Origin of the sequence: Nonomuraea sp. MTCD27, assembly GCF_041950495.1 — a bacterium.
In the GTDB taxonomy this organism is placed as follows: domain Bacteria; phylum Actinomycetota; class Actinomycetes; order Streptosporangiales; family Streptosporangiaceae; genus Nonomuraea.
Map to the genome: position 1 here is coordinate 1 of NZ_JBGNUW010000052.1, position 25,413 is coordinate 25,413.

At 68.5% G+C, this 25,413-nt stretch carries 20 protein-coding genes and 3 pseudogenes; 15 read left to right on the forward strand and 8 right to left on the reverse strand.

What is annotated here, in order from left to right; genetic code table 11:
• From ACBJ59_RS61930 to ACBJ59_RS61950, 5 genes and pseudogenes are all read right to left on the reverse strand, one after another.
• Positions 1 to 397 (reverse strand): annotated as a pseudogene (locus ACBJ59_RS61930) (hypothetical protein); the annotation flags it as partial.
• Positions 398 to 407: 10 nt separating this feature from the next.
• Positions 408 to 1,964 (reverse strand): IS4 family transposase, encoded by a 1,557-nt coding sequence (locus tag ACBJ59_RS61935; RefSeq protein WP_375119252.1) that lies wholly within the window; start codon positions 1,962 to 1,964, stop codon positions 408 to 410.
• 204 nt (positions 1,965 to 2,168) lie between these two features.
• Complete coding sequence (locus ACBJ59_RS61940; RefSeq protein ID WP_375119253.1) at positions 2,169 to 2,726, reverse strand: helix-turn-helix domain-containing protein; 558 nt, start codon at positions 2,724 to 2,726, stop codon at positions 2,169 to 2,171.
• 391 nt (positions 2,727 to 3,117) lie between these two features.
• Positions 3,118 to 3,777 (reverse strand): response regulator transcription factor, encoded by a 660-nt coding sequence (locus ACBJ59_RS61945; RefSeq protein ID WP_138687928.1) that lies wholly within the window; start codon positions 3,775 to 3,777, stop codon positions 3,118 to 3,120.
• A complete protein-coding gene (locus ACBJ59_RS61950) occupies positions 3,774 to 5,021 on the reverse strand; it encodes a sensor histidine kinase (protein ID WP_375119254.1) in 1,248 nt (415 codons plus the stop codon). Before ACBJ59_RS61950 ends, ACBJ59_RS61945 begins: the two co-directional genes overlap by 4 nt.
• Before the next feature lie 179 nt (positions 5,022 to 5,200).
• Between ACBJ59_RS61950 and ACBJ59_RS61955 the strand changes: the two genes are divergently transcribed.
• From ACBJ59_RS61955 to ACBJ59_RS62020, 14 genes and pseudogenes are all read left to right on the forward strand, one after another.
• Positions 5,201 to 6,769, forward strand: coding sequence for an alpha/beta fold hydrolase (locus tag ACBJ59_RS61955; RefSeq protein WP_375119255.1), 1,569 nt, complete (start codon positions 5,201 to 5,203; stop codon positions 6,767 to 6,769).
• 93 nt (positions 6,770 to 6,862) lie between these two features.
• A complete protein-coding gene (locus ACBJ59_RS61960) occupies positions 6,863 to 7,459 on the forward strand; it encodes a hypothetical protein (RefSeq protein WP_375119256.1) in 597 nt (198 codons plus the stop codon).
• Between the two features lie 5 nt (positions 7,460 to 7,464).
• Positions 7,465 to 8,532, forward strand: coding sequence for an HlyD family efflux transporter periplasmic adaptor subunit (locus ACBJ59_RS61965; RefSeq protein ID WP_375119257.1), 1,068 nt, complete (start codon positions 7,465 to 7,467; stop codon positions 8,530 to 8,532).
• A 14-nt stretch (positions 8,533 to 8,546) separates the two neighbouring features.
• Positions 8,547 to 9,212 (forward strand): ABC transporter ATP-binding protein, encoded by a 666-nt coding sequence (locus tag ACBJ59_RS61970; RefSeq protein WP_375119258.1) that lies wholly within the window; start codon positions 8,547 to 8,549, stop codon positions 9,210 to 9,212.
• A complete protein-coding gene (locus ACBJ59_RS61975) occupies positions 9,212 to 10,384 on the forward strand; it encodes an ABC transporter permease (protein ID WP_375119259.1) in 1,173 nt (390 codons plus the stop codon). Before ACBJ59_RS61970 ends, ACBJ59_RS61975 begins: the two co-directional genes overlap by 1 nt.
• A gap of 315 nt (positions 10,385 to 10,699) precedes the next feature.
• Positions 10,700 to 10,903 (forward strand): hypothetical protein, encoded by a 204-nt coding sequence (locus ACBJ59_RS61980; RefSeq protein WP_375119260.1) that lies wholly within the window; start codon positions 10,700 to 10,702, stop codon positions 10,901 to 10,903.
• A gap of 359 nt (positions 10,904 to 11,262) precedes the next feature.
• Positions 11,263 to 12,228 carry a GlxA family transcriptional regulator gene (locus tag ACBJ59_RS61985; RefSeq protein ID WP_375119261.1) on the forward strand — a complete coding sequence of 322 codons (966 nt, stop codon included), beginning with the start codon at positions 11,263 to 11,265 and terminating at the stop codon, positions 12,226 to 12,228.
• 2 nt (positions 12,229 to 12,230) lie between these two features.
• A complete protein-coding gene (locus ACBJ59_RS61990; RefSeq protein ID WP_357848924.1) occupies positions 12,231 to 12,854 on the forward strand; it encodes a DJ-1/PfpI family protein in 624 nt (207 codons plus the stop codon).
• 269 nt (positions 12,855 to 13,123) lie between these two features.
• Positions 13,124 to 14,227, forward strand: a complete 1,104-nt coding sequence (locus ACBJ59_RS61995; protein WP_375119262.1) for a hypothetical protein — start codon at positions 13,124 to 13,126, stop codon at positions 14,225 to 14,227.
• 251 nt (positions 14,228 to 14,478) lie between these two features.
• A pseudogene (locus ACBJ59_RS62000) lies at positions 14,479 to 14,719 on the forward strand (IS630 family transposase); the annotation flags it as partial.
• Between the two features lie 156 nt (positions 14,720 to 14,875).
• Positions 14,876 to 16,543: a Na+/H+ antiporter NhaC gene (nhaC, locus tag ACBJ59_RS62005; RefSeq protein WP_375119272.1), complete on the forward strand. Its 1,668-nt coding sequence runs from the start codon at positions 14,876 to 14,878 to the stop codon at positions 16,541 to 16,543.
• Positions 16,536 to 17,981 carry a basic amino acid/polyamine antiporter gene (locus ACBJ59_RS62010; RefSeq protein ID WP_375119263.1) on the forward strand — a complete coding sequence of 482 codons (1,446 nt, stop codon included), beginning with the start codon at positions 16,536 to 16,538 and terminating at the stop codon, positions 17,979 to 17,981. Before nhaC ends, ACBJ59_RS62010 begins: the two co-directional genes overlap by 8 nt.
• 35 nt (positions 17,982 to 18,016) lie before the next feature.
• Positions 18,017 to 19,276: an arginine deiminase gene (locus ACBJ59_RS62015; RefSeq protein WP_375119264.1), complete on the forward strand. Its 1,260-nt coding sequence runs from the start codon at positions 18,017 to 18,019 to the stop codon at positions 19,274 to 19,276.
• A gap of 33 nt (positions 19,277 to 19,309) precedes the next feature.
• Positions 19,310 to 20,605 (forward strand): threonine/serine exporter ThrE family protein, encoded by a 1,296-nt coding sequence (locus tag ACBJ59_RS62020; RefSeq protein ID WP_375119265.1) that lies wholly within the window; start codon positions 19,310 to 19,312, stop codon positions 20,603 to 20,605.
• Between the two features lie 36 nt (positions 20,606 to 20,641).
• Here ACBJ59_RS62020 and ACBJ59_RS62025 read toward each other — a convergent pair.
• A pseudogene (locus ACBJ59_RS62025) lies at positions 20,642 to 21,199 on the reverse strand (transposase); the annotation flags it as partial.
• A 427-nt stretch (positions 21,200 to 21,626) separates the two neighbouring features.
• On the opposite strand from ACBJ59_RS62025, the gene ACBJ59_RS62030 reads away from it, so the two are divergent.
• The gene (locus tag ACBJ59_RS62030) at positions 21,627 to 22,943 is read left to right on the forward strand and encodes an acyltransferase (RefSeq protein WP_375119273.1); all 1,317 of its coding nucleotides are present in this window, start codon (positions 21,627 to 21,629) and stop codon (positions 22,941 to 22,943) included.
• 68 nt (positions 22,944 to 23,011) lie between these two features.
• On the opposite strand, the gene ACBJ59_RS62035 is transcribed toward ACBJ59_RS62030, so the two are convergent.
• Complete coding sequence (locus tag ACBJ59_RS62035) at positions 23,012 to 24,103, reverse strand: hypothetical protein (RefSeq protein ID WP_375119266.1); 1,092 nt, start codon at positions 24,101 to 24,103, stop codon at positions 23,012 to 23,014.
• A gap of 113 nt (positions 24,104 to 24,216) precedes the next feature.
• Positions 24,217 to 25,308, reverse strand: a complete 1,092-nt coding sequence (locus ACBJ59_RS62040; protein WP_375119267.1) for a hypothetical protein — start codon at positions 25,306 to 25,308, stop codon at positions 24,217 to 24,219.
• Positions 25,309 to 25,413 lie beyond the last annotated feature (105 nt).

The following is a 25,413-nucleotide window of genomic DNA, read 5'->3' on the forward strand; positions in this document are numbered from 1 at the left end:
TGGTTTTCTGGCATGCTCTTGTCCCCGTAAGCCTTTCGGCGCTGGGTAAGCCATCGGACCCAGGAACCTCCCTCCGAGTTCCTCCCGGCTGAACCGGGGATACGACCATGCGCCTCGTGGCGCACATCAGCCGCTCGATCTTGCCGTGGCCGTGCGGCTGGCCCTTCTTGGTGAAGACGGGTGTGACCTTCAGGTCGGCCATCACCTGCTGCAGGTGGGCGGAGGTGAAGTCGGCGCCGTGGTCGAGGTGCAGGACCGACGGGATGCCGCACACGTGCCAGGACGGTTCGTTCTTGCGCCAGATCGCGTGCCGCAAGGCCAGCGCGGTGCTCAGTGCCGAGGGCGCTTCCAGGTTGACGGCGTATCCGGCGATCGCGCGGGAGGGGGGCTCACCCAAGACCAGGTAGTTAAGGTTTCTGGGCGGTTGGCAAGGGCGCTGTGGAGATCGGCTCGGCGGTGTAGATGCCTGGTTTTATCTTGCGGATGATCCGGCTGGCGGCCCAGCGCGATAGCTGCCGATACATCGTGTTCAGGGTGACATCGCCGAGGTGTTGGGCGATGTCACGGGCCTTCCATGGACGGGCGGGATCTTGGTGAAGGAGGGCCAGGACCTGTTGTTGTCTGCGGCGGTCGGCCGGGGTCATGGGGCGCTCGTCTCGGGACGCGGCGGGCAGGGTGGGTGGGGGTGGCAGGAGAGTGATGTCGAGGTCGGTGATGGTGCGGCTGTGGTCGGGCCGGCCATCGTCGAGCCGTTCGTTGTATCGGGAAGTGGGTGATTTGACCTTGCGGGTGCTGACGCGCAGGCGGCGGGGTGGCAGCAGTGCGGCCAGGACACGGCGTCCGATGGTTGCGACCAGGCCGGTGGTCATGCCGGGGTTGTCGCCCGGCTGAATGACCAGGTCGCGGGCGGTGTGTAGGGCGATGGAGAAGCTGCAGCGGTCGGGGTCGGTGCCGGGTCGGGACTCGGCGGCGTCGACCATCACGATGCGCAGGAGTTGATAGAGCGTGAGCACCGACCACATCTCCTGTTCCAGGCCGGCGGGGTCGCCTGAGCGCAGGATCCGTCCTTGCATCATGGTGTGGCGGAGCGCGTAGTAGGCGGACTCATGTTCCCATCGCTGGTGGTAGAGCCTGACCAGGGCGGCGGCCGGGTAGCGGCGGGCATCGGTCAAGGTGGTGACCAGGCGGTAGGTGCCGGTGAAGGTGGTGCCGTCGGTGCAGGTCACCGTGATACGGGCCTCGATGACGCGGATCTGCAGGGCGCCGATCACCGACAGATAGGAGCCGTCGGTGAGGGTGGCCAGGATGGGGGTGCGCCGGTTGCTGCGCAGCCGGCCGAGCACCTGGGCGCCGGTGGCGCTGACCTGGGCGAGGAAGGCGTTGCCGTCGAAGCCCTTGTCCCATAACACGAGCATGTCGGGCGTCAGCAGGTGCAGCAGGCGCCGGGCGTAGCCGCTCTCGCCCTCGCCGGTGGGGCCGAAGACCGCGCCGATCAGGGCCCGGGTTCCGGTCTCAACGAGCGTCATCAGCTCCAGCAGGGGATAGCCGCCATGGCCCGGGCTGCCCAGCCAGGCCCGGTTACGTATGGTGTCGGGTGCCTTGAGCGAGCTGCAGCCGTCGAAGGAGACGGTGCGGTAGGTCCCGAACCGTACTCCGGGCGTCGTGGGCTGGGCCAGCGGTCCGCTCAGCACCTCGAACAGACGCTGCATCGGCGCGCTGCCGACTCTGCGGCGCAGGTCACGCAGCGCTTTGGCGGTGGGCGTCACGACCGGCAGGGTGGCCAGCGAGGCCGTCAGCTTCTGCCAGACCAGCAGGTAGCCGACCTCGGGGAACAGGCACATCGCCAGCAGGAAGTAGACCCCGACACGCGAGGGCAGAGCGCGCAGACGGCGCTGCACCCCGCGGGTTTCCTCAAGGACCGCATCGACGAGCTCGAACGGCACCAGCGCGGTCAGCTCCCCCAAATGCCCGGGAGCGAACAACCTCCCGGCCGCCGAGCGGGGCGAAGAGCCCGTCTCGACAGCGCGAGAAACAGCAGAGCTGGCATACTCGGCAATCAACGGAGATCCAGTTTTTCGACGGCTGATTGTGGAAGATCACCGTTCTACTGGATCTCCGTTCCCACGTCCTGAGAACTCGCGCGCTTGACAGCACCACGACGACCTTAACTACCTGGCCTTGGGGCAGGGCCCGGAGTGGTCATCCTCGATCACGGTCAGCCACGGCCGGGCGGGGCTGTTGTTGTCGTCGATCACCCAGATGTCCAGCTCGGTGTGGTCGGCCTGCCAGATCTCGTTGGGCTTGGCGGCCTCGCGCCGGTAGACCAGCTCATAGGTCTCGCGGTACTTCTTGGCGCCCTGCACGCCGAGCGTGACCAGCGCCGGGTCCAGCGAGCTGACGATCTTATGCACCGTCCAGTAGGTGGGGATCGGCCAGCCGCGGGCGGCGGCGACCGAAGCGGCCTGCCGGTGGATAGTGGCCACGCTCGGCCGCGGCCTGCGCAGCGCCATCCCCTCGATGAAGGACACCAGCTCCTCGGGGAACCGGCGCAACCCCTTGTCCTTTCGGCCAGCCCGGGCCAGCGCCTCCAGTCCACCCCGCCGGTAGGCCGCCAGCCAGCGCTGCAACGTCCTGTAGGTGACACCGCTCTCGCCCTGCCCCGCCGCCAGCCGGGCCAGCGGCACGCCCTCATGCAGATGCGGGGCCAGCAGCTCATAGCGGGCCATCGCCGACCCACGGCCCGTTTTGGCGGCAGCCCGCCCGGAACGGGCCAGGGCGGTAGCGGCTCCTTGCGGCTCCTCACTCGCGGTGCTCACCCTGTTATCGTCGGCCCCGCGCACCGCACAGAGCACCCGCCTCGAAGCCACACTCATGCCACAGTCGGGTGGCGGCGACGTACTCTTGGCACGCGCGTGGGCGGGCCCTCAGCTGAGGGTGATCTGGGCGACCAGGGTGCCGTTCTGGCTGGTCAGGCCGGGGCTTGAGGCATTGCAGGGGGCTGAGGACGTGGTAGAGCCACAGGATGGTGGCGTTGCCGCCGGCGAATGGGCCGCTTGGTGTGGCGGCTTGACCGACTGGGCCGGTCGCATACGCCCAGAACTTCGCGACCCATGATCGTTAGGTGGCTCCGGTGCGTACCAGGCCGCTTTCGTAGGCGAAGACCACGGCTTGGACACGGTCGCGTAGGCCGAGTTTGGCCAGCACGCGGCTGACGTGGGTTTTGACGGTGCCCTCGGACAGGAAGAGGCACTCGGCGATCTCGGTGTTGGACAGGCCGCGGGCGATGAGGCTCAGCACCTCGCGTTCGCGTTCGGTCAGGACGTCGAGGCTGGCGGCGGGTATGGCCTGGGCGACGCCGATGCCGACATATCGTTCGAGGAGCCGGCGGGTCACGCTGGGCGCGACGACCGCATCGCCGCGCGCGACCACGCGGATGGCCGAGAGCAGGTCGGGCGCGAGGGTGTCCTTGAGGAGGAATCCGCTGGCGCCGGCGTGGAGGGCGGCGTAGACGTACTCGTCGAGGTCGAAGGTCGTCAGGATCAGCACCCGGACCCGGCTGGTGCCGGTGCATATGCGGCGGGTCGCTTCGACGCCGTCGACCTCGGGCATCCGGACGTCCATGAGCACGATGTCGGGCTGGAGTTCGAGGGCCATCTCCGCGGCCTGCGCGCCGTCGCCTGCCTCGCCGACGACCTGCATGTCGTCGGCGTTGTCGAGGATCATGCGGAAGCCGGTACGGACGAGGGCTTGGTCGTCGGCGAGCAGTATGTCGATCATGTGGCGTGTCCCTGGATCGGGAGCGCCGCCCGTACGGTGAACCCGCCTCGGGGCTTCGGGCCTGCGGTGAACGTGCCGCCGAGCAGTTTGACGCGCTCGCGCATGCCTCGCAGCCCGTTACCTGCGCCGGCGTCCCCGGTCCGGGCGCGGCCGTTGTCGCTGATCTCGATGCTGATCTCCGCGTCGTGGTAGGTGAGGACGACGCTGGCGGCGGCGCCCGTTCCGGCGTGTTTCATGGTGTTGGTCAAGGCTTCCTGCACGATGCGGTAGGCCGACAGGTCCATGGTGGCGGGCAGGGTCACGGGGGAGCCCTCGACGCGCAGCCGTACCGGCGTGCCTGCCCTGTTGACCTGCGTGAGCAGGGCGGGCAGGTGCGCCAGGCCGGGCTGCGGATGCCAAGCATCGTCCACCTCGCCGACCGCGGCGAGCACGTGTCGCATGTCGGCGAGGGAGTCACGGCCGGTGGTGACGATCGTCTCCAGCGCGGTCCGGGTATCGGCCGGGGTGTTGTCGAGCGCGGCGGCGCCGCCTTGGGCCTGGATCACCATGAGGGACAGGCCGTGGGCTACGACGTCGTGCAGTTCGCGGCTGATCCGGGCGCGTTCGGCGGCTACCGCGAGCGCGGCCTGCTGGTCGCGTTCGCGTTCGAGGTCTCGGGCGTGTGCGTGCAGCTCGTCGAGGTAGGCGCGGCGGCTGCGGGCGCCGGAGCCGATGGCCCAGGAGGCGACCAGGGCCGAGCCGAGTACGGACAGGCCGCTCCAGGCATCGGCCGAGGCCTGGCGATGGACCCTCATGACCTCTTTCGGGCCGGATGGGGTGCCAAGGCCGGGGCCCATGGAAAGTACCTCGGATGGGCCGGGTATCGGGCGCTCGCCGTACAGGCTCCATCCGGCGGCCACAAGCAACAGGCAAGTCAGGGCCGCCAGCGAGATGACCCACGCGTAACGGGAGGCCACCGTGTAGAGCAGAACCAGCACGCTCAGATCGATGATCATGAGAGGTGCGGCCTGCGCCACGTGCACCCCGGCGGACAGCACGCAGACGGCGAGCATCGGCAGCGGCCAGCGCCTGCGCAGCACGACGCCGCCGGCGGCGAGCGCCGTCGCCGCCCACCACAGGGCGAGTTGTCCGTCCTGTCCAGCGGCGACGGGGGTACCCGCCGTGTTGCCCACGATCGCGTTCGGGGCGTTGACCAGCACGCAGATCGCGAGCAGCACCGCGGCCGGCGCCGCGTCCTGCAGCATCGGTGAGCGTGACCACGCGCGAAGAGGCGTCATAGTCCTGTGAGCTTATGGTCAGGACCGATGCGCCCGCGTCTGCCGCAAGTCTGATCCGGCGACGCCCGTATACGTCTCAAGACAGATGCCCACGTGTGGCTGAGGGCGGACGCGGGTGCACGATCGCCGCCACCAAGGTGGGCCACATGACTGAACATGGACTTCTGACCGGCCGCGCGGTTGCCGCCGCAGCCGCGAGTGCCGTCACCTTGACCGCGCTGATCGCGGGCTCGCCCGCCGCGACGGCTGACAGCGGGCAGGCGCTGGCCTCGGTCACGTGGCGGTCGTGTCCCGCCTATTCCGACGAGGTGATCCGTAGCGTTGCCGTCACTGATGAGCAACGGCGGACGTTCCGTGCGCTGCTGGGCCGGATGGAGTGCGGAACCGTCAGCGTTCCGCTGGACTACCGCAAACCAGGCGGACGGCAGATCACCATCGCGATCACCCGGGTCAAGGCCATCGACCGCAAGCACCGGCTGGGCAGCCTGGCGCTCAACCCGGGCGGGCCAGGCGCCTCCGGTTACCTGTTCCCGCTCCAGATCGCCTCGATGAACCAGACGAACGCCAAGCTCAACGACCGCTACGACCTGATCGGCTTCGACCCCCGCGGGGTCGGTTACAGCACCAAGGTCGACTGCCCGGCCCCCCAGGGCCAGGGCGTGCCGCCCCAGCCGGGGCCGCTGCCCGAGGAGACGGCCAAGCTCGTCCACGAGTCCGGGGTCGCGGCGAACAAGGCGTGCGGGGATTTCGATCCCGCCTTCCTCGGCCAGCTCACCACCCAGAACGCGGCCCGTGACCTTGATCGGGTGCGGATCGCGCTGGGCGAGCGCAAGCTCAGCTTCCTGGGCATCTCCTGGGGCACCTGGCTGGGCGCGGTCTACCGCAGCACGTTCCCGGGCAGCGTCGGACGCATGTTCCTGGACAGCGTGGCGCCGGTGAACTTCCGGCTCGACGACTTCGAGGACGGCCACGCAGCGGGCACCGAGCGTCACTTCCCGCGGATGGCGGCCTGGATCGCGGAGCGCAACGGGACCTACGGCCTCGGCAGCACCGCGAAGCAGGTGCGGGCCACGGTGCTGGCGCTCGGCCGCGCCTATGACGAGCAGCCGAGGCGCTACAGCGACTGGGAGATGGTGGCCGATGGTGCCACGGTCGCCATGCTGGCCATCCAGAGCACACCGGACTGGCCGCAGGTCGCCCAGGCGTTCAAGGAGATGCGGGACGAGAGTGACACCGCGCCGCCGGCCCTGAGGGGACTTCTCGGGCAGGGCACTCTGCAGCGCCCGCCGGCCGGCGCGCCGGAGCGGTTCAACGCGACCGCAGGCCAGGCCGTCTTCTGCAACGAGGACCCCAGCCGGCTCAACTTCTCCGACGCCTGGGCCACCTACCAGCGGCGACTTGAGCGCAACCCGGTCACCGGGCAGGCCAGTAGGTTCTCCGCCCAATGCGCGGGCTGGCCGCTGCCGGTGCAGAAGATCAAGGTGCAGCGCGGCGGCGGGTCGCTGGTGCTGGCCGGACACCGCTACGAAGCCGTCTCCCTGTATGAGTGGACCAAGCAGATGCACGCCGCCCTCGGCGGCACGGTCTTCACCGTCGCCGACGACGTGCACGGGTCCGTCCTGCGCGTGCCGGACTGCGCCGCCGAGCTCGTGTCGTACTTCACCACGGGCCGCATCGACCGCGGCTGCGACGGGACTGCCGTACCCGCGAAGTAGCCGACGCCGTCCTCACCCGGTAGCCGGGACGGCCACCGCACGCGCCGTCTCGGCGACCGGGCCAATACTCACCCGCACACGATGGAGAACGACATGGGAAGCACTCTCGGCCAGAGCGTGGCCAGGCGGAAGCGCTCACGTAGAAGCACCGCGCGGGCCATCGCACCGGTTCTCGCCCTGGCCGCCGTCGCGCTGACCGGCGTGGCCTGCGGGGACAGCCAGGAACCCGGCAGGACGGTGGCATCTCTGGCGCCGCAGGCCGGTGCGGCGTCCGCCGCCGCCTCGCAGGGCGGTTCCAAGGCCGATCCGGTGGCCTTCGCCCGGTGCGTCCGCGAGAACGGCGTGCCGGACTTCAAGGATCCGGAGCCGGGCAAGGGCATGGGAGAGGGGATCGATCTCAACTCCCCGGCGTTCAAGAAGGCCGCCGAGGCCTGCAAGGAGTTCATGCCCGCTCCGCCCCCGCAGAACGACCCCAACGCGATGTGGTCCACGTCGGACAAGCTCAAGTACGCCGCGTGCATGCGTGACAACGGCGTGCCGTCGTTCCCCGACCCTGACGCGGGTGGCGGTTTCAAGCTCAACGACGACCCAAACACGCCGCAGTTCAAGAAGGCCGAGGAATCCTGTAAGCAATACCAGCCGCAGAGCATCCGGAACATGACCCCCGGCAAGACCGGCGGCGGCAGTTGAGTGCGATGCGCTGGGTGGCCGCGCTGGTGGCGGCCGGCGCACTGGTGGCCGGGGGTGGCTGGGTCCTGCGCGCCGACCCGCTCGCCGCGCCCACCGCGAGCACCACCCCCCAGAGCCCGGCCAGGACCGGGCTGGCACAGGTGACCAAGGGCACATTGTCGGCCCGTACCCTGCAAAACGGCACGCTCGGCTACGCGGGCAACCACCAGATTGTCAACAAGGCCGCCGGTACGGTGACCAAGCTGCCCGCCGTGGGCCAGGTCGTCACCGCGGGCAAAGTGCTCTACCGGGTGGACGGCAAGCCCGTGGTGCTGCTCCACGGTGCGGTTCCCGTCTACCGGTCGCTGTCGTGGGGCACCGACGGCGCCGACGTTCAACAGCTGAACGCCGCGCTGGTGACGCTCGGCCACGCCACCAAGGACCAGCTCGACCCCGAATCCGACTACTTCGGCAGGGCCACCTACAACGCTCTTCGGGAACTGCAGGACAGGGCCGGGCTGGAAGAGTCGGGGAACCTTGCACTCGGCCAGGCGGTGTTCGTGCCGGCCAAGGCGATCCGCGTGCTAAAGGTGAACGCGGTCAGCGGCGCGCAGACGGCGGCCGGGACCGTGGTGCTTGAGGCATCCTCGACGGCCCGGCAGGTTACCGTCGAGCTGAACGCCGGCCGGCAGAGCCAGGTGGCCGTCGGCGACAAGGTGATCATCACGCTGCCCGACGGCAAGACAGTGCCGGGCGTGGTCTCCGAGGTCGGCAAGGTCGCCACCACCTCCGACAGCGGGACCACGATCGAGGTGAAGATCCGGCCGACCAGGCCGAAGCAGACCGGCAGCCTGGATAAGGCGCCGGTACAGGTCTCGATCGTCACCGGCACCGCCGAGGACGTGCTGTCGGTGCCGGTGAATTCGCTGCTCGCGCTGGCCGGTGGCGGCTACGCGGTCGAGGTCGTGGACGCTGGTGGGGAGCATCGGCTGGTGGGTGTGACGACGGGGCTGTTCGACGACAGCGAGGGCAGGGTCGAGGTCACCGGCGACGGCCTGGCCGAAGGTCAGCGCATCGTGGTGCCTGCGTCATGAGGAGTGTTCTGCAAATGGACCGGGTGAGCAAGGTCTATCCTGGCGCGACACCGGTGGTGGCGCTGCAGGAGGCCAGCTTCACCGTCGAGGCCGGCGAACTGGTCGGCGTCGTGGGGCCGTCCGGGTCGGGTAAATCGACGCTGCTGCAGGTCATGGGTACGCTGGATCGGCCCACCTTGGGCACGGTGCGCATCGTCGGCGACGACGTGGCGAGCATGTCCGACCGGGCCTTGGCCAGGCTGCGGGCGATGCGGATCGGGTTCGTCTTCCAGCAGTTCTTCCTGGCCCAGCACGCCACGGCTGTGGAGAACGTGGCCGACGGCATGCTGTACACCGGTGTCAGATATCGCGCCAGGCTGCAGGCGGCGTCCGAGGCGTTGGAGCGGGTCGGGCTGGGGCATCGCCTGGACCACCGTCCCCCCCAGTTGTCGGGCGGTGAGCGGCAGCGGGTCGCGATCGCCCGCGCGCTGGTCGGCAACCCGGCGATCGTGCTGGCCGACGAGCCCACCGGCAACCTCGACAGCGTTTCCGGGGCCGCGATCTTCACCCTGCTGAAGGAGCTCAACGCCGAAGGCGCCACCATCATCATGATCACGCATGACCGGGAGCTGGCCGCGAGGCTGCCCCGCCGCATCGAGATGCTGGACGGGCACCTCGTCGCCGATGGGCGGGAGCCGTGATGTATCCGGCCGACCTGGCGCGGGTGGCCAGCCTGGGACTGCGGACCCGGCGGATGCGGGCGGCCCTGTCGGCGCTCGGCATCGCCATCGGCGTCGCGGCGATGGTGGCCGTGCTGGGCTTGTCGGCCTCCTCCCAGGCCGGGTTGCTGGCCGAGATCGACAAGCTGGGCACCAACCTGCTCACCGTCACCCCCGGCCAGACCATGGGCGGCGACAATGCGAAGCTGCCCGGCGACGCGCCGGGGATGATCGCCAGAATCGGCCCGGTCGAGAAGGTCGAACACACCGGTAAAACCACGGCCAACGCCTTCCGCAACCCCTACATCCCCGCCTTCAACACCAACTCGCTGAGCGTTAACGCGGCCAGCCTGGACCTGCCCGGCGCGGTGCGCACCAGCCTGGCTCAAGGCGCCTATCTCAACGCCGCCACCGCCCGGCAACCGGTCGCCGTCCTCGGCGCCGACGCTGCCCGGCGTCTCGGCATCGCGAAGATCCACCAGGGGATGCGCATCTGGGTCGGCGGGCAGTGGTTCTACGTCGCCGGGATCCTCAACCCGGCGAAGCTGACGCCGGAGATCGACTCCGCGGTACTGGTCGGCTATCCGGCCGCCGAAAAATACCTGCGCTTCGACGGCCATCCGACCACGATCTACGTGCGGGCGGCCACCGAACACGTGCCCAGCGTGCGGAAGGTACTGGCCGCCACCACCAACCCGCGCAATCCCGGCGAGGTCAACGTCAGCCAGCCCTCCGCCGCCCTGGTGGCCCGCGCGGCCGCCCAATCCGCGCTCAACGGCCTGTTCCTGGGCCTGGGCGCGGTCGCACTGCTCGTCGGCGGCATCGGCGTTGCCAACACCATGGTCATCTCGGTCCTGGAACGCCGCTCCGAGATCGGCCTGCGCCGCTCCCTCGGAGCGACCAGAGCAGACATTCGCCTGCAGTTCCTGTCGGAGGCGATCCTGCTGGGCGCGCTCGGCGGCCTCGCCGGCGTGGCCCTCGGCGCCCTAGCCACCACCATCTACACCCACATCAACAACTGGGCCACCGTGATACCTCCGCTGGCCTGGGCCGGCGGGCTGGGCGCGGCCGTCGCCATCGGCGCCACCGCCGGGCTGCTGCCCGCCATCCGCGCGGCCCGCATGCAACCCACCGAGGCGCTGCGAACCGTCTGACATGCCCGGCGCGACGGGCAAACCCGTCGCGCCGGGCTTCAGGATGCCGGGCGGTCCGTTGATTGGATACTCACGACACTCGCCCGCCCGCCACGCCCGCCTCCGCGCGAGCGCACCCCTGTGACCACCGCAGCACGTGGGCACTAGGGGTGCCCCGTGTCCGGCGCAGGCCACTCCCGTGAGATCACCTGCCTGCGCTTTCCCCTCGACCGCGAACCCGGCCCCTTGGTCCTGGCCCCACCTTATGCGTCACAGGGCGCTGAGCGCCTCCTGACAGGCCTTTCTGCGTCCGTCAGCTGGGCCTGCGGCACCCCTATGGAGCCGCTGCTGACCATCGCCACGGACGAGTGGGACGCCAGCCGGATCCCATACGAGAACCAAGCCGCCGCATCGTCCACCGGCTACGGCTACCCCGACCTGAGTAACCCGGCCGCGGTCCAGATCGGCCGCGGCTACAACCAGCAGCTCTACCTCTGCCCGGTAGCGCCGGAGCATCCGCACCCCGAGCTGATGCAGTAGCCGGCCCAGGCGGCTGCGCAAACGCCCGACGCATCGTGATCACGTCGCTGCGCGCCAGACTCACCCCGAACGTCCGGACCGAACCCGCTCTTGGCGGCGTCCCGCAACTGCACATCATGAGCTGCTGCGGCCATGCCTCTCGTTTGAGTCATGTGGCGCGATTCTTACCAACGGGTCCAATGCGGCCGCGACCATGTACGTGCGTGCGTTTAAGGTTTCATGATCGTTTTGACGCTCGGCGGTAGCTGTCACTTCCCGGGATAGCCGTCACCTGAGCGCCGATCGGCAACCTGTCCATGGCCTAATTTGCAATACCTGTGTCGTTGACGCCATCCACGTCACTGACCAGGATGAATGTCATGCGGCGACGAGTGGTTGTGGTGATCTTCGAGGGGTTCCAGCTCCTTGATCTGGCCGGGCCAGTGGACGTGTTCGAGACCGCGAGCCTGTTCGCCCAGGAGGGCGGCTATCGGATGGAGGTGGCCGCGGTGCGCGCCGGCGCTGTGGCGGCTCACGGCGGGATCGCGATCGACGCGGCAATAGCCCTGCGCGAGGTCGAGGGGCCGGTCGACACGCTGCTGGTGCTGGGCGGCCTGAAGGTCCCGGACCGCGTGGATGATCGGGAGCTGGTTGAGCAGATCGCCCGGCTGGCCCGTGTGAGCCGCCGGGTCGCGTCGGTCTGCACCGGAGCCTTCCTGCTGGCCGAGGCCGGGCTGCTGAATGGCCGACGGGCGACCACGCACTGGATGGCGGCCGCCGACCTCGGCCGCCGTTACCCGGCTACCACGGTGGACGCCAATCCGATCTACATCCGGGACGGGGAGGTCTGGACCTCGGCCGGAGTCACCGCCGGAATCGACCTCACGCTCGCGCTGGTGGTCGAGGACCACGGCCACGCGCTGGCCCGGAAAGTCGCCCGCGGGCTCGTGGTGTACCTGCACCGGCCGGGCGGGCAAGACCAGTTCAGCACCCCAATGAGGGCCGGCACACCGCGCACCGAGCCGCTGCGCGAACTCCAAGCCTTCATCGACGCCAACCCCGCCAATGACCTGAGCGTGCCGGCACTGGCCCGGCGCGCAGGGATGAGCGAGCGCCACTTCTCGCGGATCTTCACCAATCAGACCGGAGTCTCTCCCGGCCGATACGTCGAGCGCAGCCGCGCCGACGCCGCTCGCCGACTGCTGGAGAGCACCGGCCATCCGCTCGACCGCATCGCGAGCCAATCCGGGCTCGGTACGCCAGAAACCCTCTACCGCGTCTTCCGCCGACACTGGCGGATCTCACCCGGCGACTACCGCCGCCGGTTCCAGACACAGGAGAACTGACCATGCACGTCGCCATCCCTCTCTACCCCCGGTTCACCGCCCTGGACGCGGTCGGCCCCTACACCGTTCTAGCCTTCGCGCCGGGCTGGACGGTCACCTTCGTGGCCGCCGTACCCGGCCCAGTCATCGACGACAAAGCCAGCCTCGCGATCACCGCTACCGCCTCCTTCGCCGACCTACCTCGGCCGGACGTGATCCTGGTACCCGGAGGTCCCGGCACCCTAGCCGCCACGGGCGACCAGCAACTGTTGTCCTGGATCCGCGCCGCGCACGAGCACACCCGATGGACCACCTCGGTCTGCAGCGGCTCCTTCGTCCTCGGCGCGGCCGGTGTGCTGGCCGGTCGTAAAGCCACCAGCCACTGGGGCTGGGCCGAGCAGCTTCCCGCCGTCGGCGCCGAACACGTCAAGGAACGCGTCGTATTCGACGGCAAGATCGTGACAGCCGCTGGAATCTCCTCCGGCATCGACATGGCGCTGACCTTCCTCGCCGAGGCGCAGGATGAGGAGACGGCGCGGACCGTGCAGCTCGCGATCGAATACGACCCCCAACCGCCGTTCAACGCCGGCAACCCTCATACCGCCCCCGCCTTCCGGCGCGAGGCCGCACTGAACCTGATCTTCTGACCGCATAACGAGCAGCAGCTACCCGTTCCAGCAATCGTGACCCGGCTCATCGAGCATCCGTGGCGCACCTGAGCGTCGCACCGTCTTGGGTGATCACGATTGAGTGGCAGAGCCGGCACGCCACCGTGACATGGGGCACGGCCATTGTCGATCTTCTGTTCTGCGAAGAAATCCGAAGATCAAACCGATGGCCGTAGGGGTACAGTATGACGGTTGCGCCGCTGCGAGCAGGAGTGGCCTCGACGAGAAGTTCGTCGTCGATGGCGAGGATGAGTGAGTTCCGGGCGGGCTGGTATGACTGCCTGACCGCACGCGCGGATGCGTTATTCGAGCTCAGCGACGCGGTGCTGAGCGCTCCGACGATCACCTCGTTGCCGTATCTGAGTCTGGAGCCGGTCTTTCGCCGCAGTTGGGGCAGCCTGTATGACGCTCTGGCCGTCGGCCGGATCGACCCCGACCGGGTGTGTGAGCTGCTGCTGGCCTGCGGCCCACCTGATTGGCCGCTGACCTTCGCCATCGATGCCAGCACGCACCCGCGCCCGTACGCCGAGACCAGTCCCGATCGGGAGTGGCATCACCTGTCTAGGCCGGGCGGGGTGGATGGCGGAGTGTCCGGCTGGGCCTGGCAACACGTGACACAGCTCATTCTCGAGCACGATTCGTGGGTCGCGCCGATGGACGCGGTCCGGGTGCCCACCGGCGGTTCGGCGCAGACGCTGGTCGCAGTCGAGCAGATCGGTGCCCTGGCCGGGCGGCTGCGCGCGGCCGGACGTACCGGGCGCAATCTCTTCGTCCACGACGCCGGATACGACCTGGCCGTACTCGTCTACGAACTGCACGGTGAATACGATGTGACCGGCGAGCATGCCCGGCACTGCGCCGACCTGCCGGCCGGGACGCACCACCAGTTGTGCGGGGTGCACACCACGGTCGGCAACGACGACATCGAAGTGCTGGTTCGCATCCGCAACGATCGGCTGCTCTATCGTGACCCGCCGCCTCGCCTGCCCGGCAACGGTGGCCGTGCGGGACGGCCCCGCCGCCACGGCGAGCAGTTCTCCTGCGCCCGCCCCGACGGCCAGGGTGAGCCCGACCAGCAACTCACCGTCACCGATGAGCATTACGGCCAGGTCACCGCGTCACTGCCTGGGGCGGCCTGCACCCCAAGCTGGACAAGAAGGAGCACTTCGTGCACCGGGCCGAAGCGCCGATCCTGTCCGGCACGGTCATCCGTGTCGAAGTCGAGCGGCTGCCCGGCGGACGCCGCCCCGCACCCACGCCGATGTGGCTGTTCTGGTCTGGCCAGGGCAGTCCTGACCTGGAACGATGCTGGAGATCGTATCTCCGCAGGTTCGACATCGAGCACTACCTGAAGTTCCTCAAGAGGGTGCTCGGCTGGGTCACGCCTGCGCTGCGTCATCCCGAACAGGCCGAGCGCTGGACGTGGGTGCTGCTGGCCGCCTACGCCCAGCTGGTGCTCGCCCGGCACCTCGCCCGAGATCAACGCTACCCTTGGGAACGCCGCCACCACCGCAGGCTCTCACCCGGCCGAGTCCGCCGGGACTTCGCCCGGGTACTACCGATCATCGGCACCCCAGCTACCCCGCTGAAACCTTCCAAGGCCCCCACCATGGAACTGCTGTACGGCGCGCGCTACAGCCCGCACGACAACCCGGTGGACGCGTCTGGGCCGCCCTGAGAGGGCGTTCATCGCCAACACCGCCGTCAGCTGGCCCGGCCGTCTCAGACAGATCCACGCCTTCTTCCGCGCCCGCTCACCCGATCAGATGCTCACCGCGGCAGCACCGTGGACCAGCCCCTGGCTGCCTGCGGGTTACAAGCAGAACTTCTGGAATGCCGCTTAGTAGGCGGCGTGGAGGTGGACCTAGAACGAAACTTGACGTGCGGTGGGCGCTGTCACCGCAGATGGTGGGGTAGGTCGCCTCGCACGTGACGTGGTTCCCGCCGGTGGTGAGGGGCCAGATCAGAGATCTCAAGGGGGAGCCCATGCGGTGTCGATCATGGCCAGACATCGGCTCTTCAGCACTGGCGACAGGCGTGTGTCCGCCCGCCGGGGGGCGGGCACCGTCGAAGCCGACGCCGTGGGGAAGCGCATCGTCCGGGGTGACCGATGGACCGCGAGGGGCGGCGGGTGCGCGGGCGACGAGGCGATGAGCGACAGCACGAAGGACGACGCCCAGGAGGATGCGGGCAGGTCGGTTCGCCCGCCGTCGCTGGCCGATCTGGTGATCGTTCTGGCCACGCTCGTGGTGCTGATCGGTGGGTCGCTGGCGTTGTTCGGCTTGGCCGCCCTCGACGGGCCAATCCAGGTGGCGCTGGTGTTGTGCGCGATGGTCGCGATGCTGGTGGTGCTGAATAACGGGAACCGGTGGGAGGAGGTCGAGGCCAGCGGGCAGCGCGCGCTGTCGTCGATCACCAGCGCGGTTTTCATCCTGCTGGCGGTGGGCGCGCTGATCGGCACCTGGAACATGTCCGGGACGATCCCGACCCTTGTGTACTACGGGATCCAGGTGCTGTCGCCGGGCTGGTACTACGCCGCCGCCGCGCTGCTGTGCGGCATTGTGGCGATGTCGATCGGCAGTTCGTGGACCACGGCTGCGACGATCGGCGTCGGGCTGGTGGGTATCGCCACCATGCTGGGGGTGTCGGCGCCGGTCACCGCCGGGGCAGTGATCTCGGGTGCGTACCTGGGGGACAAGCTGTCGCCGTTGTCGGAGACCACGGTGCTGACCGCGCAGATGGTCCGGGTCAACGTCTATGAGCACATCAAGCGGCAGGCTTGGACGTCGATTCCGGCGTTCGTGATCGCCTTCGTACTGTTCCTGTTGATCGGCTGGATGTGGGGGCCGGCCGCGACCGACATGGGTGACACCGCCAGTGAGCTGACCGCTCTGGGCGACATCTACTGGATCACTCCGCTGAACCTTTTGCCGCTGCTGTTGCTGATCGTACTGTCGGCACGCAAGGTGCCGGCGACGCTGGCGCTGATGGCGGCGGCGATCTTCGCCGGGATCGTGGGAATCTTCACCCAACCCGCGGTGATCCGCGCGTTCGTTGGTGAGCCCGGGCTGAATCCGGTCGTGGCCGGGATCAAGGCCATCTGGCGGGCGATGGCGAACGGGTATGTGAAGAGTTCCGGTCTTGCGGATGTGGACCGGCTGCTGTCACGCGGTGGGATGGACAGCATGCTGCCGACGCTGTGGCTGATCATCGGCGCGGTCACGTTCGGTACGCTGCTGGAGGAGTTCGGCCTGCTCAAGCGGCTGATCGATCCGATGGTGCGGGCGGCCAAGGGCACCGGCCGGCTGTTCGTGGCGGTGTTCGCCAGTGCCTTCGGACTCAACATCGTCGCCGGTGACCAGTACATCGCGCTGGTGTTGCCGGCGCGGGTGTTCCGGGTCGAGTTCGCCAAGCGCGGCCTTGCACCGACGAACCTGTCGCGGCTGACCGCCGACAGCGGCACGGTCACCTCACCGCTGGTGCCGTGGAACTCCTGCGGCGCGTTCATGGGTGCGGTGCTCGGCGTGCCGACCCTGGCCTACCTGCCGTTCTGCTTCTTCAACATCGCCAGTCCGCTGCTCAGCGTCATCTACGGGTTCACCGGATTCAAGATCGAACACGTGTCCCCGGAGGATCAGGCCAAGGACGGGAAACCACGCGGTGAGTGAGGCCGGCACGAAGACTGGGGCAGCGCCCGGGGTAGCGCTGCCGATCCTGACCGCGATGGTGGTCGGGTCCATGGTCGGCGCCGGGGTGTTCTCGCTGCCGCGGAACTTCGCCCAGGCGACCGGCGTGCTGGGCGCGGTCGTCGCCTGGACGATCGCCGGCTTGGGCATGCTGATGCTGGCCTTCGTGTTCCAGACGCTGGCGGTGCGCAAACCTGACCTGAATGCCGGGGTGTACGCCTACGCCAAGGCAGGTTTCGGCCAGTACCCCGGTTTCTTCTCCGCCTTCGGTTACTGGGCCAGCGCCTGCGTCGGCAACGTCACCTACTGGGTGCTGATCAAGTCCACACTCGGCCTGATCGTCCCCGCCTTCGGTGAAGGCGCGACGATCGTGGCGGTGGCGGTTTCCACGGTCGGAGTGTGGACCTTCCACTTCATGATCCTTCGCGGTGTGCGGGAGGCTGCCCGGATCAACCAGATCGTCACGGTCGCCAAACTCCTGCCGATCCTGCTGTTCATCGTGATCGTGGCCGTCGCGCTGCGCGGGGAGGTCTTCGGCGCGAACCTGTGGGGCGGCGCTGGACTCTCCGCCGGGGCGCTGTTCGACCAGATCCAGGCGACGATGCTGGTGACGGTGTTCGTATTCCTGGGCGTAGAAGGGGCCAGCGTCTATTCGCGCTACGCCCGCGCGCGCGCCGACGTGGGCCGGGCCACCGTGCTGGGCTTCCTGGCCGTGCTGGCGCTGTTCGCCTCGGTGACCATCTTGTCCTACGGCGTGCTGCCCAAAGACAAGTTGGCCGGGCTGCGCCAGCCGTCCATGGGTGGTGTGCTGGAGTCGGTGATGGGTGCCTGGGGCGCGGGGCTCATCGGCGTCGGGCTGATCGTCTCGGTGCTGGGCGCCTACCTGGCCTGGACGCTGATGGCGGCGGAGGTGCTGTTCGTGGCCGCCAAGGACGCCGACATGCCCGCCTTTCTGGCCCGCGAGAACCGGCGGGACGCACCGGTCACGGCCCTGGTGCTAACCAGCGCGCTCATCACCGCCGTGCTGTTCGTCACGCTGTTCTCCGACGACGCCTTTACCTTCACCCTTGAACTGACCAGCGCGCTGTCGCTGATCCCGTACCTGTTGGCGGCCGGGTACGCGCTGCGCCTGGCCCTGACTGGCGAGACCTACGACACCGAGCCGCGCGGCCGGGGCAAGGATCTGGCGGTCGCGGCTCTGGCCACTTTCTACACCGCGTTCCTAATCGTCGCGGCGGGGCCGAAGTTCCTGCTGTTGTCGTGCATCATCTACGCCCCCGGCACGATCCTGTTCGTTCTCACCCGGCGCGAACGCGGCATGCGCGTCTTCTCCCCGGCCGAGCTGGTCCTGTTCGTCGTCGTCGTCGTGGGAGCCGTGCTCGCCATCGTCGGTTTGATCGCGGGTTGGCTCACCATCTAGGCCCGCCCGACCCCGTACAGGAAGGAAGCCCGCACATGACCGCTCGACCCTACGGCGTGCACTCCGAGGTGGGGAGGCTGCGCAAGGTCATTGTTCATCGCCCCGACCTCAGCCTGCGCAGGCTCACCCCTTCCAACAACGACCAGCTTCTGTTCGACGACATCCTGTGGGTGGAGCGGGCCCAAAGGGAGCACGACGCCTTCGTCCAGGTGATGCGCGAACGCGGCGTCGAGGTGTACTACCACCACGACCTGCTGGGCCGGGCGCTGGATGCGAGTTTCGAGGCCAAGCAGCACGCCATCGAACAGGTCGTCACCCACCTGACCGTCGGCCCGGCTCTGGTCGACGGCGTACGCGAGAACCTGGTCAGATGGAGCGGAGACAAACTGGCCACCCACCTGATCGGCGGACTCACTAGGGAGGAGTTCGGCCTGGCCGACCTGGATGACCACTCCCTGGTCGCCGCTTCGTGCCACCCGCGGGAGTTCATCCTGCCCGCGCTGCCCAACTCCCTCTACCAGCGCGACCCGGCGGCCTGGCTGTATGGCGGCCTCTCACTCAATCCGATGTACTTCCACGTCCGGCTGCTGGAGACGATGAACCAGTCGGCCATCTACCATCACCACCCCATGTTCGCCGGGGAGGACTTCTCCTATTGGTACCCCTACGCCGGCGAGGATGAGCGCTTCAACGAGGAGTCGTACGGCAACGCCGCCATGGAAGGCGGCGACATGATGCCCATCGGCAACAAGACCGTGGCCATCGGCATCAGCGAGCGCACCAACCCGCGCACCATCGAGCACCTCGCCCTGTCGTTGTTCGCGGCCGAGGCCGCAGAGCGAGTGATCGCCATTGAGGTGCCCAAGGCCCGTTCCTACATGCACCTGGACACCGTCTTCACCTTCCTGGACGCCGACAAGGCCAGCGCATACCCGCCGTTCCTGGAATCGGCCACCGCCTACAGCCTGCGCCCCGGCGACAAGAGCGGCACCCTGAGCGTCCACCGTGACGCCAACCTGATCACCGCCCTGCAGGACGCCCTGCGCATCTCTCGCCTGGACATCGTCCCCACCGGAGGTGACGATTACCAGCAGTCCCGCGAGCAATGGGACTCCGGCAACAACTTCTTCGCCCTGGCGCCCGGCGTCGTCATCGGCTACCACAAGAACCAGTTCACCAACCGCAAGCTGCGCGAACATGGCGTGGAGGTCATCGAGATCGAAGGCTTCGAACTCGGCAAGGGCCGCGGCGGCACCCATTGCATGACGTGCCCCATCCAACGTGACGCCGTCTGAATGCGGCGGCCCACCGGTCGATGAGATCGCTGAATGAGCGAGACCGTCTCCGACGCCGACGCCAACCGTGCCGTGAGCCTGGCGCTGCGCGTCGGCGAGTTGCTGCTCGCCAGCGGAGAGGGCACCGAGAACGTGACGAACGCGATGCGGTCGATCGCGCGAACTTACGGTGTGCACCGGATCGAGGCAGATGTGAACCTGTCGGCGTTGACGCTGTCGAATGTCCCGGACGATGGCCGTCTGCCGGTCACGGCCGAACGGCGAGTACGCAGGCGCGAACCTGACTTCGCCCGCCTGATTGCGCTGCACGATCTGGTCAGCGAGATCACCGCCCGGAAGCTGCCGCTGAGAGTCGCACGCCGGCGCCTGCACGCGATCGGTAGCCGCGCCAGGATCTATCCGCGCTGGGCGGCGGTCACGGCGCCCGCCCTGGTCGCGGCCTCGGCGGCGGTATTGACCGGTGGTGGTCCAGTGGTGGCGCTGGCCGCGTTCATCGCAACGCTGCTCGGGGACCGAGCCGGGACGTGGCTGGCCGGGCGGGGAGTTGCGGAGTTCTTCCAAACGGCCGTGGCAGCGGCCGTCGGCACCGCGGCCGCGGTGCTCATGATCTGGCAGCAGATACCCGTCCAGGCCTCAGCGGTCGTCGTTGGAGCGGTGATCGCGTTGTTGCCCGGCCGGCCGCTCGTCGCCTGCGTGCAGGACGGCATCGCCGGCGAATACGTCACCGCCACCGCGCGACTGTCGGAGGTGGTGTTCATCGTGGCAGCCGTGCTCTCGGGGATCGGCATCATGCTCACCTTCGCCGTCAAAGCGGGTGTGCCGATCACCGTGGACGATGCGCCCACAGCACCGCTGTCGCTGGCGGTGCCGCAACTGCTCGGGGCGCTCATGCTGGGGCTGACGTTCGCGGTGGCGCTACGAGTGCCGCGCAAACACATACCACCGGCAGCCCTCGGTGGCGTGGTCATCTGGAGTGCTTATGTCTGTCTACGCTGGCTGGCCTGGCCGGCGGTGCTCGCCACCGCAGTTGCCGCCGCAATGATCGGGCTGATGGGCTCGATGTATGCGAACCGGGTGCGAGTGCCGCCGATGGTTTTCGTGATTCCGGCGATCGGGCCACTGCTGCCAGGCTCGGTAATGTTTCGCGGAATGTTGAAGCTGAGCCTCGGCGACGTGCTCGGCGGCACACACTATCTCATCGAGGCCCTGTCAACTGCTCTGGCCATCGGCGCCGGGGCGATCCTGGGCATCGACGTGCTACGCGCTCTAGGCGGTCGCGACCTAGCACGTCGGATCCGCCCAGCCGCCCGCCGCACCAGGGGTTATTGAGAGGGCATTTGATTTGAGCAGATTGCTCCTTATGTTCTAGTATGCGCCTCGCCAGGTTAGGGCGGTTTCGTCCGTTATGCGTTTGGTGAGGTTGTCAATCGAGGCGATGTAGATCATGGCTTCGGAGCTGATGGGAAGGGTTTCGTAATCGCGGGTCAGGCGTCGTCTTAACATAAGCCAGCCGAGGCTGCGATCCACTACCCAGCGTCTTCTAACGACTTGGAAGCCGCGGCTGTCGGGGTTTCTGCTGACGACTTCCACGTCGATTCCGAGGCGGGCTCCGTGTTCTACTGCGGCATTTTGAATCCGGTGTCGACCCAGGCTTCGGTGATGGCCGGGTGGGTCTTCTTGACGTCGTTGAGCAGTTGTATTCCTACGGCGTTTTCGGACAGGCTTGCGGCGGTGACGGTAACGGCGAGCAGGAGCCCGAGCGCGTCTGTGACGATGCCCTCGTTTCCGGCCGAAGATCTTCTTGGCGGCGTCCGTCCCCTGGCTGCTCAGGGGTACGTTGGTGGAGGTCTTGACGCTCTGGGTGTCGATCACGGAGGCGGTCGGCTCCGGCTCGCGACCGGCCTTACCGCGGGCCAGTCCGCTGCCGGTTCTGGGTCGCGGCAGGGCGTGCAGGAAGCGAGGTGACCTTCAGTCGGCTGGTCCAGGTGACCGCATCATCCAGGCCGCGTAGATGTTCGCCGGCGTAGGCCGCATCGCCGACGGCAGGCACCATCCGGGGATGGCGGGCGGCGATCGCCTCGACCATCTCCCGGGCGAACGCTCAGGCAAGGCAACGGTCGTGGGCAGTACTTCGTCCACTGCCCATTTTCCGCCGCGACGCGGCGGCGGCAGGTCGGCAGCAACGATCTCGTATGGCCGCTCTGGTCCGCGTGACATATCCGAGTGATCACTTGGCACGACCGGCGTCACCGTTTCAATTCACTGCGGGTTGGGGACAGGCCCAACACCGCCTCCGATCCGGTGGCGAACGGGGCGCGCGATGATCCATGGTGGGCGAGGGGTGGAAGTCATGCGCGGGTTGGGGGCAACGGTGCGTGACCTGGCGGTGCGCACGCCGGACAGTCGCGAGCGCAACGTCGACATGTGGCGCGCGCTGGCCATCTGCCTGGTGGTGCTCGGGCACTGGTTCGTCGTCGCCGTGACCTACCGTGACGGCCGGCTGTCCGGCTACAACGCGCTGGACGTTCTCACCTGGATCGACCCGGTCACCTGGCTGTTCCAGGTGATGCCGATCTTCTTCCTGGTCGGCGGCTACGCCGGCGGCGCCTCGATGGCATCGCACCGTGCCTCGGGAGGCGACAGCATCGGCTGGATGCTGAAGCGAACCGACCGACTGCTTCGGCCGACAACTGCGCTGTTCCTGGTGCTGCCACTGGTATCAGTGGTCGCAGTGGCAGCTGGGGTGAACGAAAAGCTGCTCGGTCACGCGGCGTGGCTTGCCTCCATTCCGCTGTGGTTCCTGCTGGCCTACCTCGCCCTGGTGGTGTTGACGCCGTGGCTGCACGCGCTGCACCGCCGCGCGGGGCTTGTCGTCCCGATGGCGATGGTGGTCCTCGTAGCCGTCGCCGACCTGTTGGGGAGGGGCCTGCACGTGCCGGTCGTCGGTCTGAGCACCTACCTGTTCGCCTGGTTGGCGGTCTACCAGCTCGGCTTCTGCTGGCGGGACGGGCTCTTGCGGCTGGGCCGTGGGCAGGCGCTCGCAGTCGCGGTCGGCGGTCTGGCCGCCCTGATCGGACTGACCGTGGTGGGCCCCTATCCGGTCGGCATGGTCGGTTACAACACGACTCCACCGAGCCTGGCACTGATGGCGCTCGCCGCCACGCAGGTCGGATTGGTTCTGGCCCTTCAGCCCGCGGCCAACCAATGGCTTCGCCGGATCGGCCCATGGAGCGCGGTCATCGCGACCAACGCAGTCATCCTGACCGTGTTCCTCTGGCATATGACAGCGGTGGCGGTCGCGGCCGTTGTGCTGTTCCCTACCGGTGTCATGCCGCAGCCCCCGCTGCACTCCACGACGTGGCTGCTGTGGCGAGTGCCATGGATAGCGTCTTGTGCCCTCGTCCTCGTCGTCCTGGTCGCCCTCTTCGCGCGAATCGAACTGCGCCGGTCGGTGCTGCGTTCCGTCGAGCGCGGTCTGTGGCGCGACGGCGCGACTGTGCTCGGATTGGCCGCCGTGCTGGCCGGGCTACTTGTTGTTGCCGTGTCCGGCCCCGGCTACCACGGCCCCACCGGCCTCCCATGGGCTGGGGTGCTCTCGTACTTGTGCGGTGCCGCTGTGCTGCGTGTGGCGCGAACCCGGCCTGTCCGGTCGGCCGCCAGTCGTTGATCGCCGAGGAGTACGCCAGGCAGCTGTCATGTGCTACGCCGGCGAACCGGCGTCGACATGGGTGGTCCTCACCAGCGCAGCATCGCAGCCACTCCGCCCGCCTCGGCGAGCTCCCTCGCCGCGCCGGTCTCCAGCACGGTGACGTCGCCTCCGTGCTCGAAGGTGAGCTCGATCATCTCCTCCTCCAGCTCCTCGGGGGTGACGCCCATGGGCTCGGCATTCCACCTGCCCGCCTCGTCGAGCAGCAGGTGCTCGACCCGGCCCTGCCGCAGCAGGGAGAGGATGTCGTCGAGGCCGACCGCGCCCTTGCCGCCCGACAGGGCCAGGTCCCGGGCGCGTACGGCAAGGGCTGCGTCATTCCTGGCCCGCACCTCGTCGAGAGCAGGGCGGACGAACTCCAGCACCTCCGACGGCGACAGGGCGGGATCGAGCACGGCGTCCACCTGGACGATCTCCGCACCGGCCGGCAGCGCCTCACCCAGCACCGAGGTGTCGCGGGGGTCGCCCACCAGCAGCAGCGTCTCCCAGTCCAACCGCCGCGCGTGCCCGGCCACGTGCGGGGCCGACTCGCGCAGGAACTTGGTCAGGTGCTCCTCGACACGCTGGTCGAAGCGGCCAGGGTGGATGCCGCGCCGGGAGAGCCCGGGCAGCGTCGCCTCTCCGGACGAGCCTGCGGTCGCCAGGTTGAAGATGACCGGCTCCAGCTCCTCGGCCAGCCCGTACCGGCAGTCGAACAGCCGCACGCCGTCACGCCCCACCCTGGCAACCCCGGAGGGCCTGTCGGCTTGCACGGCGGTGACGAGCGGCAGCAGATAGGCATGCTCCTTGAGGGTGGCGAGGTCACCCACCGGAAGCTGGACCCACTCGGTACGAACCTCGTCACCGGCCACCTGCGCGAACAGGGCCCGCCCGAGACCGGGACCGGCCGGGTCGAGCAGCTGGGTGATCCGCGGCTCCAGCAGGTCCAGGCGGAGGCCCACGAGCCTGGCCCGCTCCTGGTCGGGTCCTGCGGCCAGCTCCTGGCGCAACGCGGCGATCTCGTTGCGCAGCCGGGTTCGCCCGGCCTGCGTGCCCGGCTCCATCGTGGTGTAGAGCGACAGCACACCGACCTCATCGCCGAAGGCCGCCAGCTCGCGTAGATCTGTCTGGTCGAACACCATGACGCGCTCACCTCCATAAGCTGGAGCTCCTTTGCGCGGGCGCCAGCGATGGGGGAGACTTCATTCTAACCGAGCTGCCCATCGTCCCTGGTCAGCGGCCTTCAGAAGCGCCCTCAGCCCTGCTCTGCCCAGTCGCCCAGCGACCAGTCCCGCACCTCGGGCATGTCCTGCAGGTGCTCGACCACGTACCGCTCGTGGCGGAGGAGCTGCTGCTCGCACCATGCCTTCAGCTCGCTCGCCCCGGCCGGGGTCCGCCGCGCGGCGTTCAGCGCGTCGATCACCAGGTGGTACCGGGATGCCCGGTTGCGCACCACCATGTCGAACGGGGTCGTGGTCGTGCCCTCGTCGACGAACCCGCGCACGTGGAACCTGTCCGGGTCCGGCCGGCCGTGCACCAACTGGTGGATCGCGCCCGGGTAGCCGTGGAAGGCGAACAGCACGTCGACGTGGTCGGTGTACAGCTCCCGGAACAGGATGTCCTCCATGCCGTTCGGGTGGACCGTGCGCAGGGGCAACGTCATCAGGTTGACCACGTTGACCACTCTGGTGGCGAAGTGCGGCAGCCGCTCGCGCAGGATGTTCGCCGCCGCGACGGTCTCCATGGTGACCACGTCCCCAGCGCACGCGAGCACGATGTCGGGGTCCGACCGCACGTCCTCGGTGCCTGCCCACGGCCACACCCCGGCACCCCGGGTGCAGTGAACCACCGCCTCGTCCATGGTCAGCCACTGCAGCTGCGGCTGCTTGTCGATGACGACGAGGTTCACGCGCGACCGCGACCGCATGCAGTGGTCGGCCACCGACAGCAGCGTGTTCGCGTCCGGCGGCAGGTAGACCCGGCTGATCGTGCCGCGGTGCGTGATCACGTTCTGGATCAGGCCGGGCCCCTGGTGGCTGAAACCGTTGTGGTCCTGGCGCCAGGCGGTCGAGGTCAGCAGGATGTTCAGGCTCGGCACCAGCACCCGCCACGCCAGATCGTGCGCCTCCTGCAGCCACTTCGCATGCTGCACGGTCTGCGAGGCCGACACCATGGCGAATGCCTCATAGGTGGCGAACCAGCCGTGCCGGCCGGTCAGGGTGTACCCCTCGAGCCAGCCGTGGCAGGCATGCTCGGAGAGCACCTCCATCACCCGGCCGTCCCGCGATATCGCGACATCTTCCTCGGTCACGCGCTCCGCGAACGCCCGGTCGGACACCTCGAACACCGCCCCGAGCCGGTTGCTGTTGGTCTCGTCGGGGGCAAAAGAGCCGGAACCGGTCTGGGTTGCGTTTGTAGGTGTCGCGCATGAGCTCGCCGAGCTTGCGGGTCG

Excerpts from the sequence above, each read along its gene's own strand:
- ACBJ59_RS61940 (WP_375119253.1), bottom strand. The coding sequence starts at position 2,726 with ATGGCCCGCTATGAGCTGCTGGCCCCGCATCTGCATGAGGGCGTGCCG.
- ACBJ59_RS61945 (WP_138687928.1), bottom strand. The coding sequence starts at position 3,777 with ATGATCGACATACTGCTCGCCGACGACCAAGCCCTCGTCCGTACCGGC.
- ACBJ59_RS61950 (WP_375119254.1), bottom strand. The coding sequence starts at position 5,021 with ATGCTGCAGGACGCGGCGCCGGCCGCGGTGCTGCTCGCGATCTGCGTG.
- ACBJ59_RS61955 (WP_375119255.1), top strand. The coding sequence starts at position 5,201 with ATGACTGAACATGGACTTCTGACCGGCCGCGCGGTTGCCGCCGCAGCC.
- ACBJ59_RS61960 (WP_375119256.1), top strand. The coding sequence starts at position 6,863 with ATGGGAAGCACTCTCGGCCAGAGCGTGGCCAGGCGGAAGCGCTCACGT.
- ACBJ59_RS61965 (WP_375119257.1), top strand. The coding sequence starts at position 7,465 with ATGCGCTGGGTGGCCGCGCTGGTGGCGGCCGGCGCACTGGTGGCCGGG.
- ACBJ59_RS61970 (WP_375119258.1), top strand. The coding sequence starts at position 8,547 with ATGGACCGGGTGAGCAAGGTCTATCCTGGCGCGACACCGGTGGTGGCG.
- ACBJ59_RS61975 (WP_375119259.1), top strand. The coding sequence starts at position 9,212 with ATGTATCCGGCCGACCTGGCGCGGGTGGCCAGCCTGGGACTGCGGACC.
- ACBJ59_RS61980 (WP_375119260.1), top strand. The coding sequence starts at position 10,700 with ATGGAGCCGCTGCTGACCATCGCCACGGACGAGTGGGACGCCAGCCGG.
- ACBJ59_RS61985 (WP_375119261.1), top strand. The coding sequence starts at position 11,263 with ATGCGGCGACGAGTGGTTGTGGTGATCTTCGAGGGGTTCCAGCTCCTT.
- ACBJ59_RS61990 (WP_357848924.1), top strand. The coding sequence starts at position 12,231 with ATGCACGTCGCCATCCCTCTCTACCCCCGGTTCACCGCCCTGGACGCG.
- ACBJ59_RS61995 (WP_375119262.1), top strand. The coding sequence starts at position 13,124 with ATGAGTGAGTTCCGGGCGGGCTGGTATGACTGCCTGACCGCACGCGCG.
- nhaC (WP_375119272.1), top strand. The coding sequence starts at position 14,876 with ATGGCCAGACATCGGCTCTTCAGCACTGGCGACAGGCGTGTGTCCGCC.
- ACBJ59_RS62015 (WP_375119264.1), top strand. The coding sequence starts at position 18,017 with ATGACCGCTCGACCCTACGGCGTGCACTCCGAGGTGGGGAGGCTGCGC.
- ACBJ59_RS62020 (WP_375119265.1), top strand. The coding sequence starts at position 19,310 with ATGAGCGAGACCGTCTCCGACGCCGACGCCAACCGTGCCGTGAGCCTG.
- ACBJ59_RS62030 (WP_375119273.1), top strand. The coding sequence starts at position 21,627 with ATGCGCGGGTTGGGGGCAACGGTGCGTGACCTGGCGGTGCGCACGCCG.
- ACBJ59_RS62035 (WP_375119266.1), bottom strand. The coding sequence starts at position 24,103 with ATGGTGTTCGACCAGACAGATCTACGCGAGCTGGCGGCCTTCGGCGAT.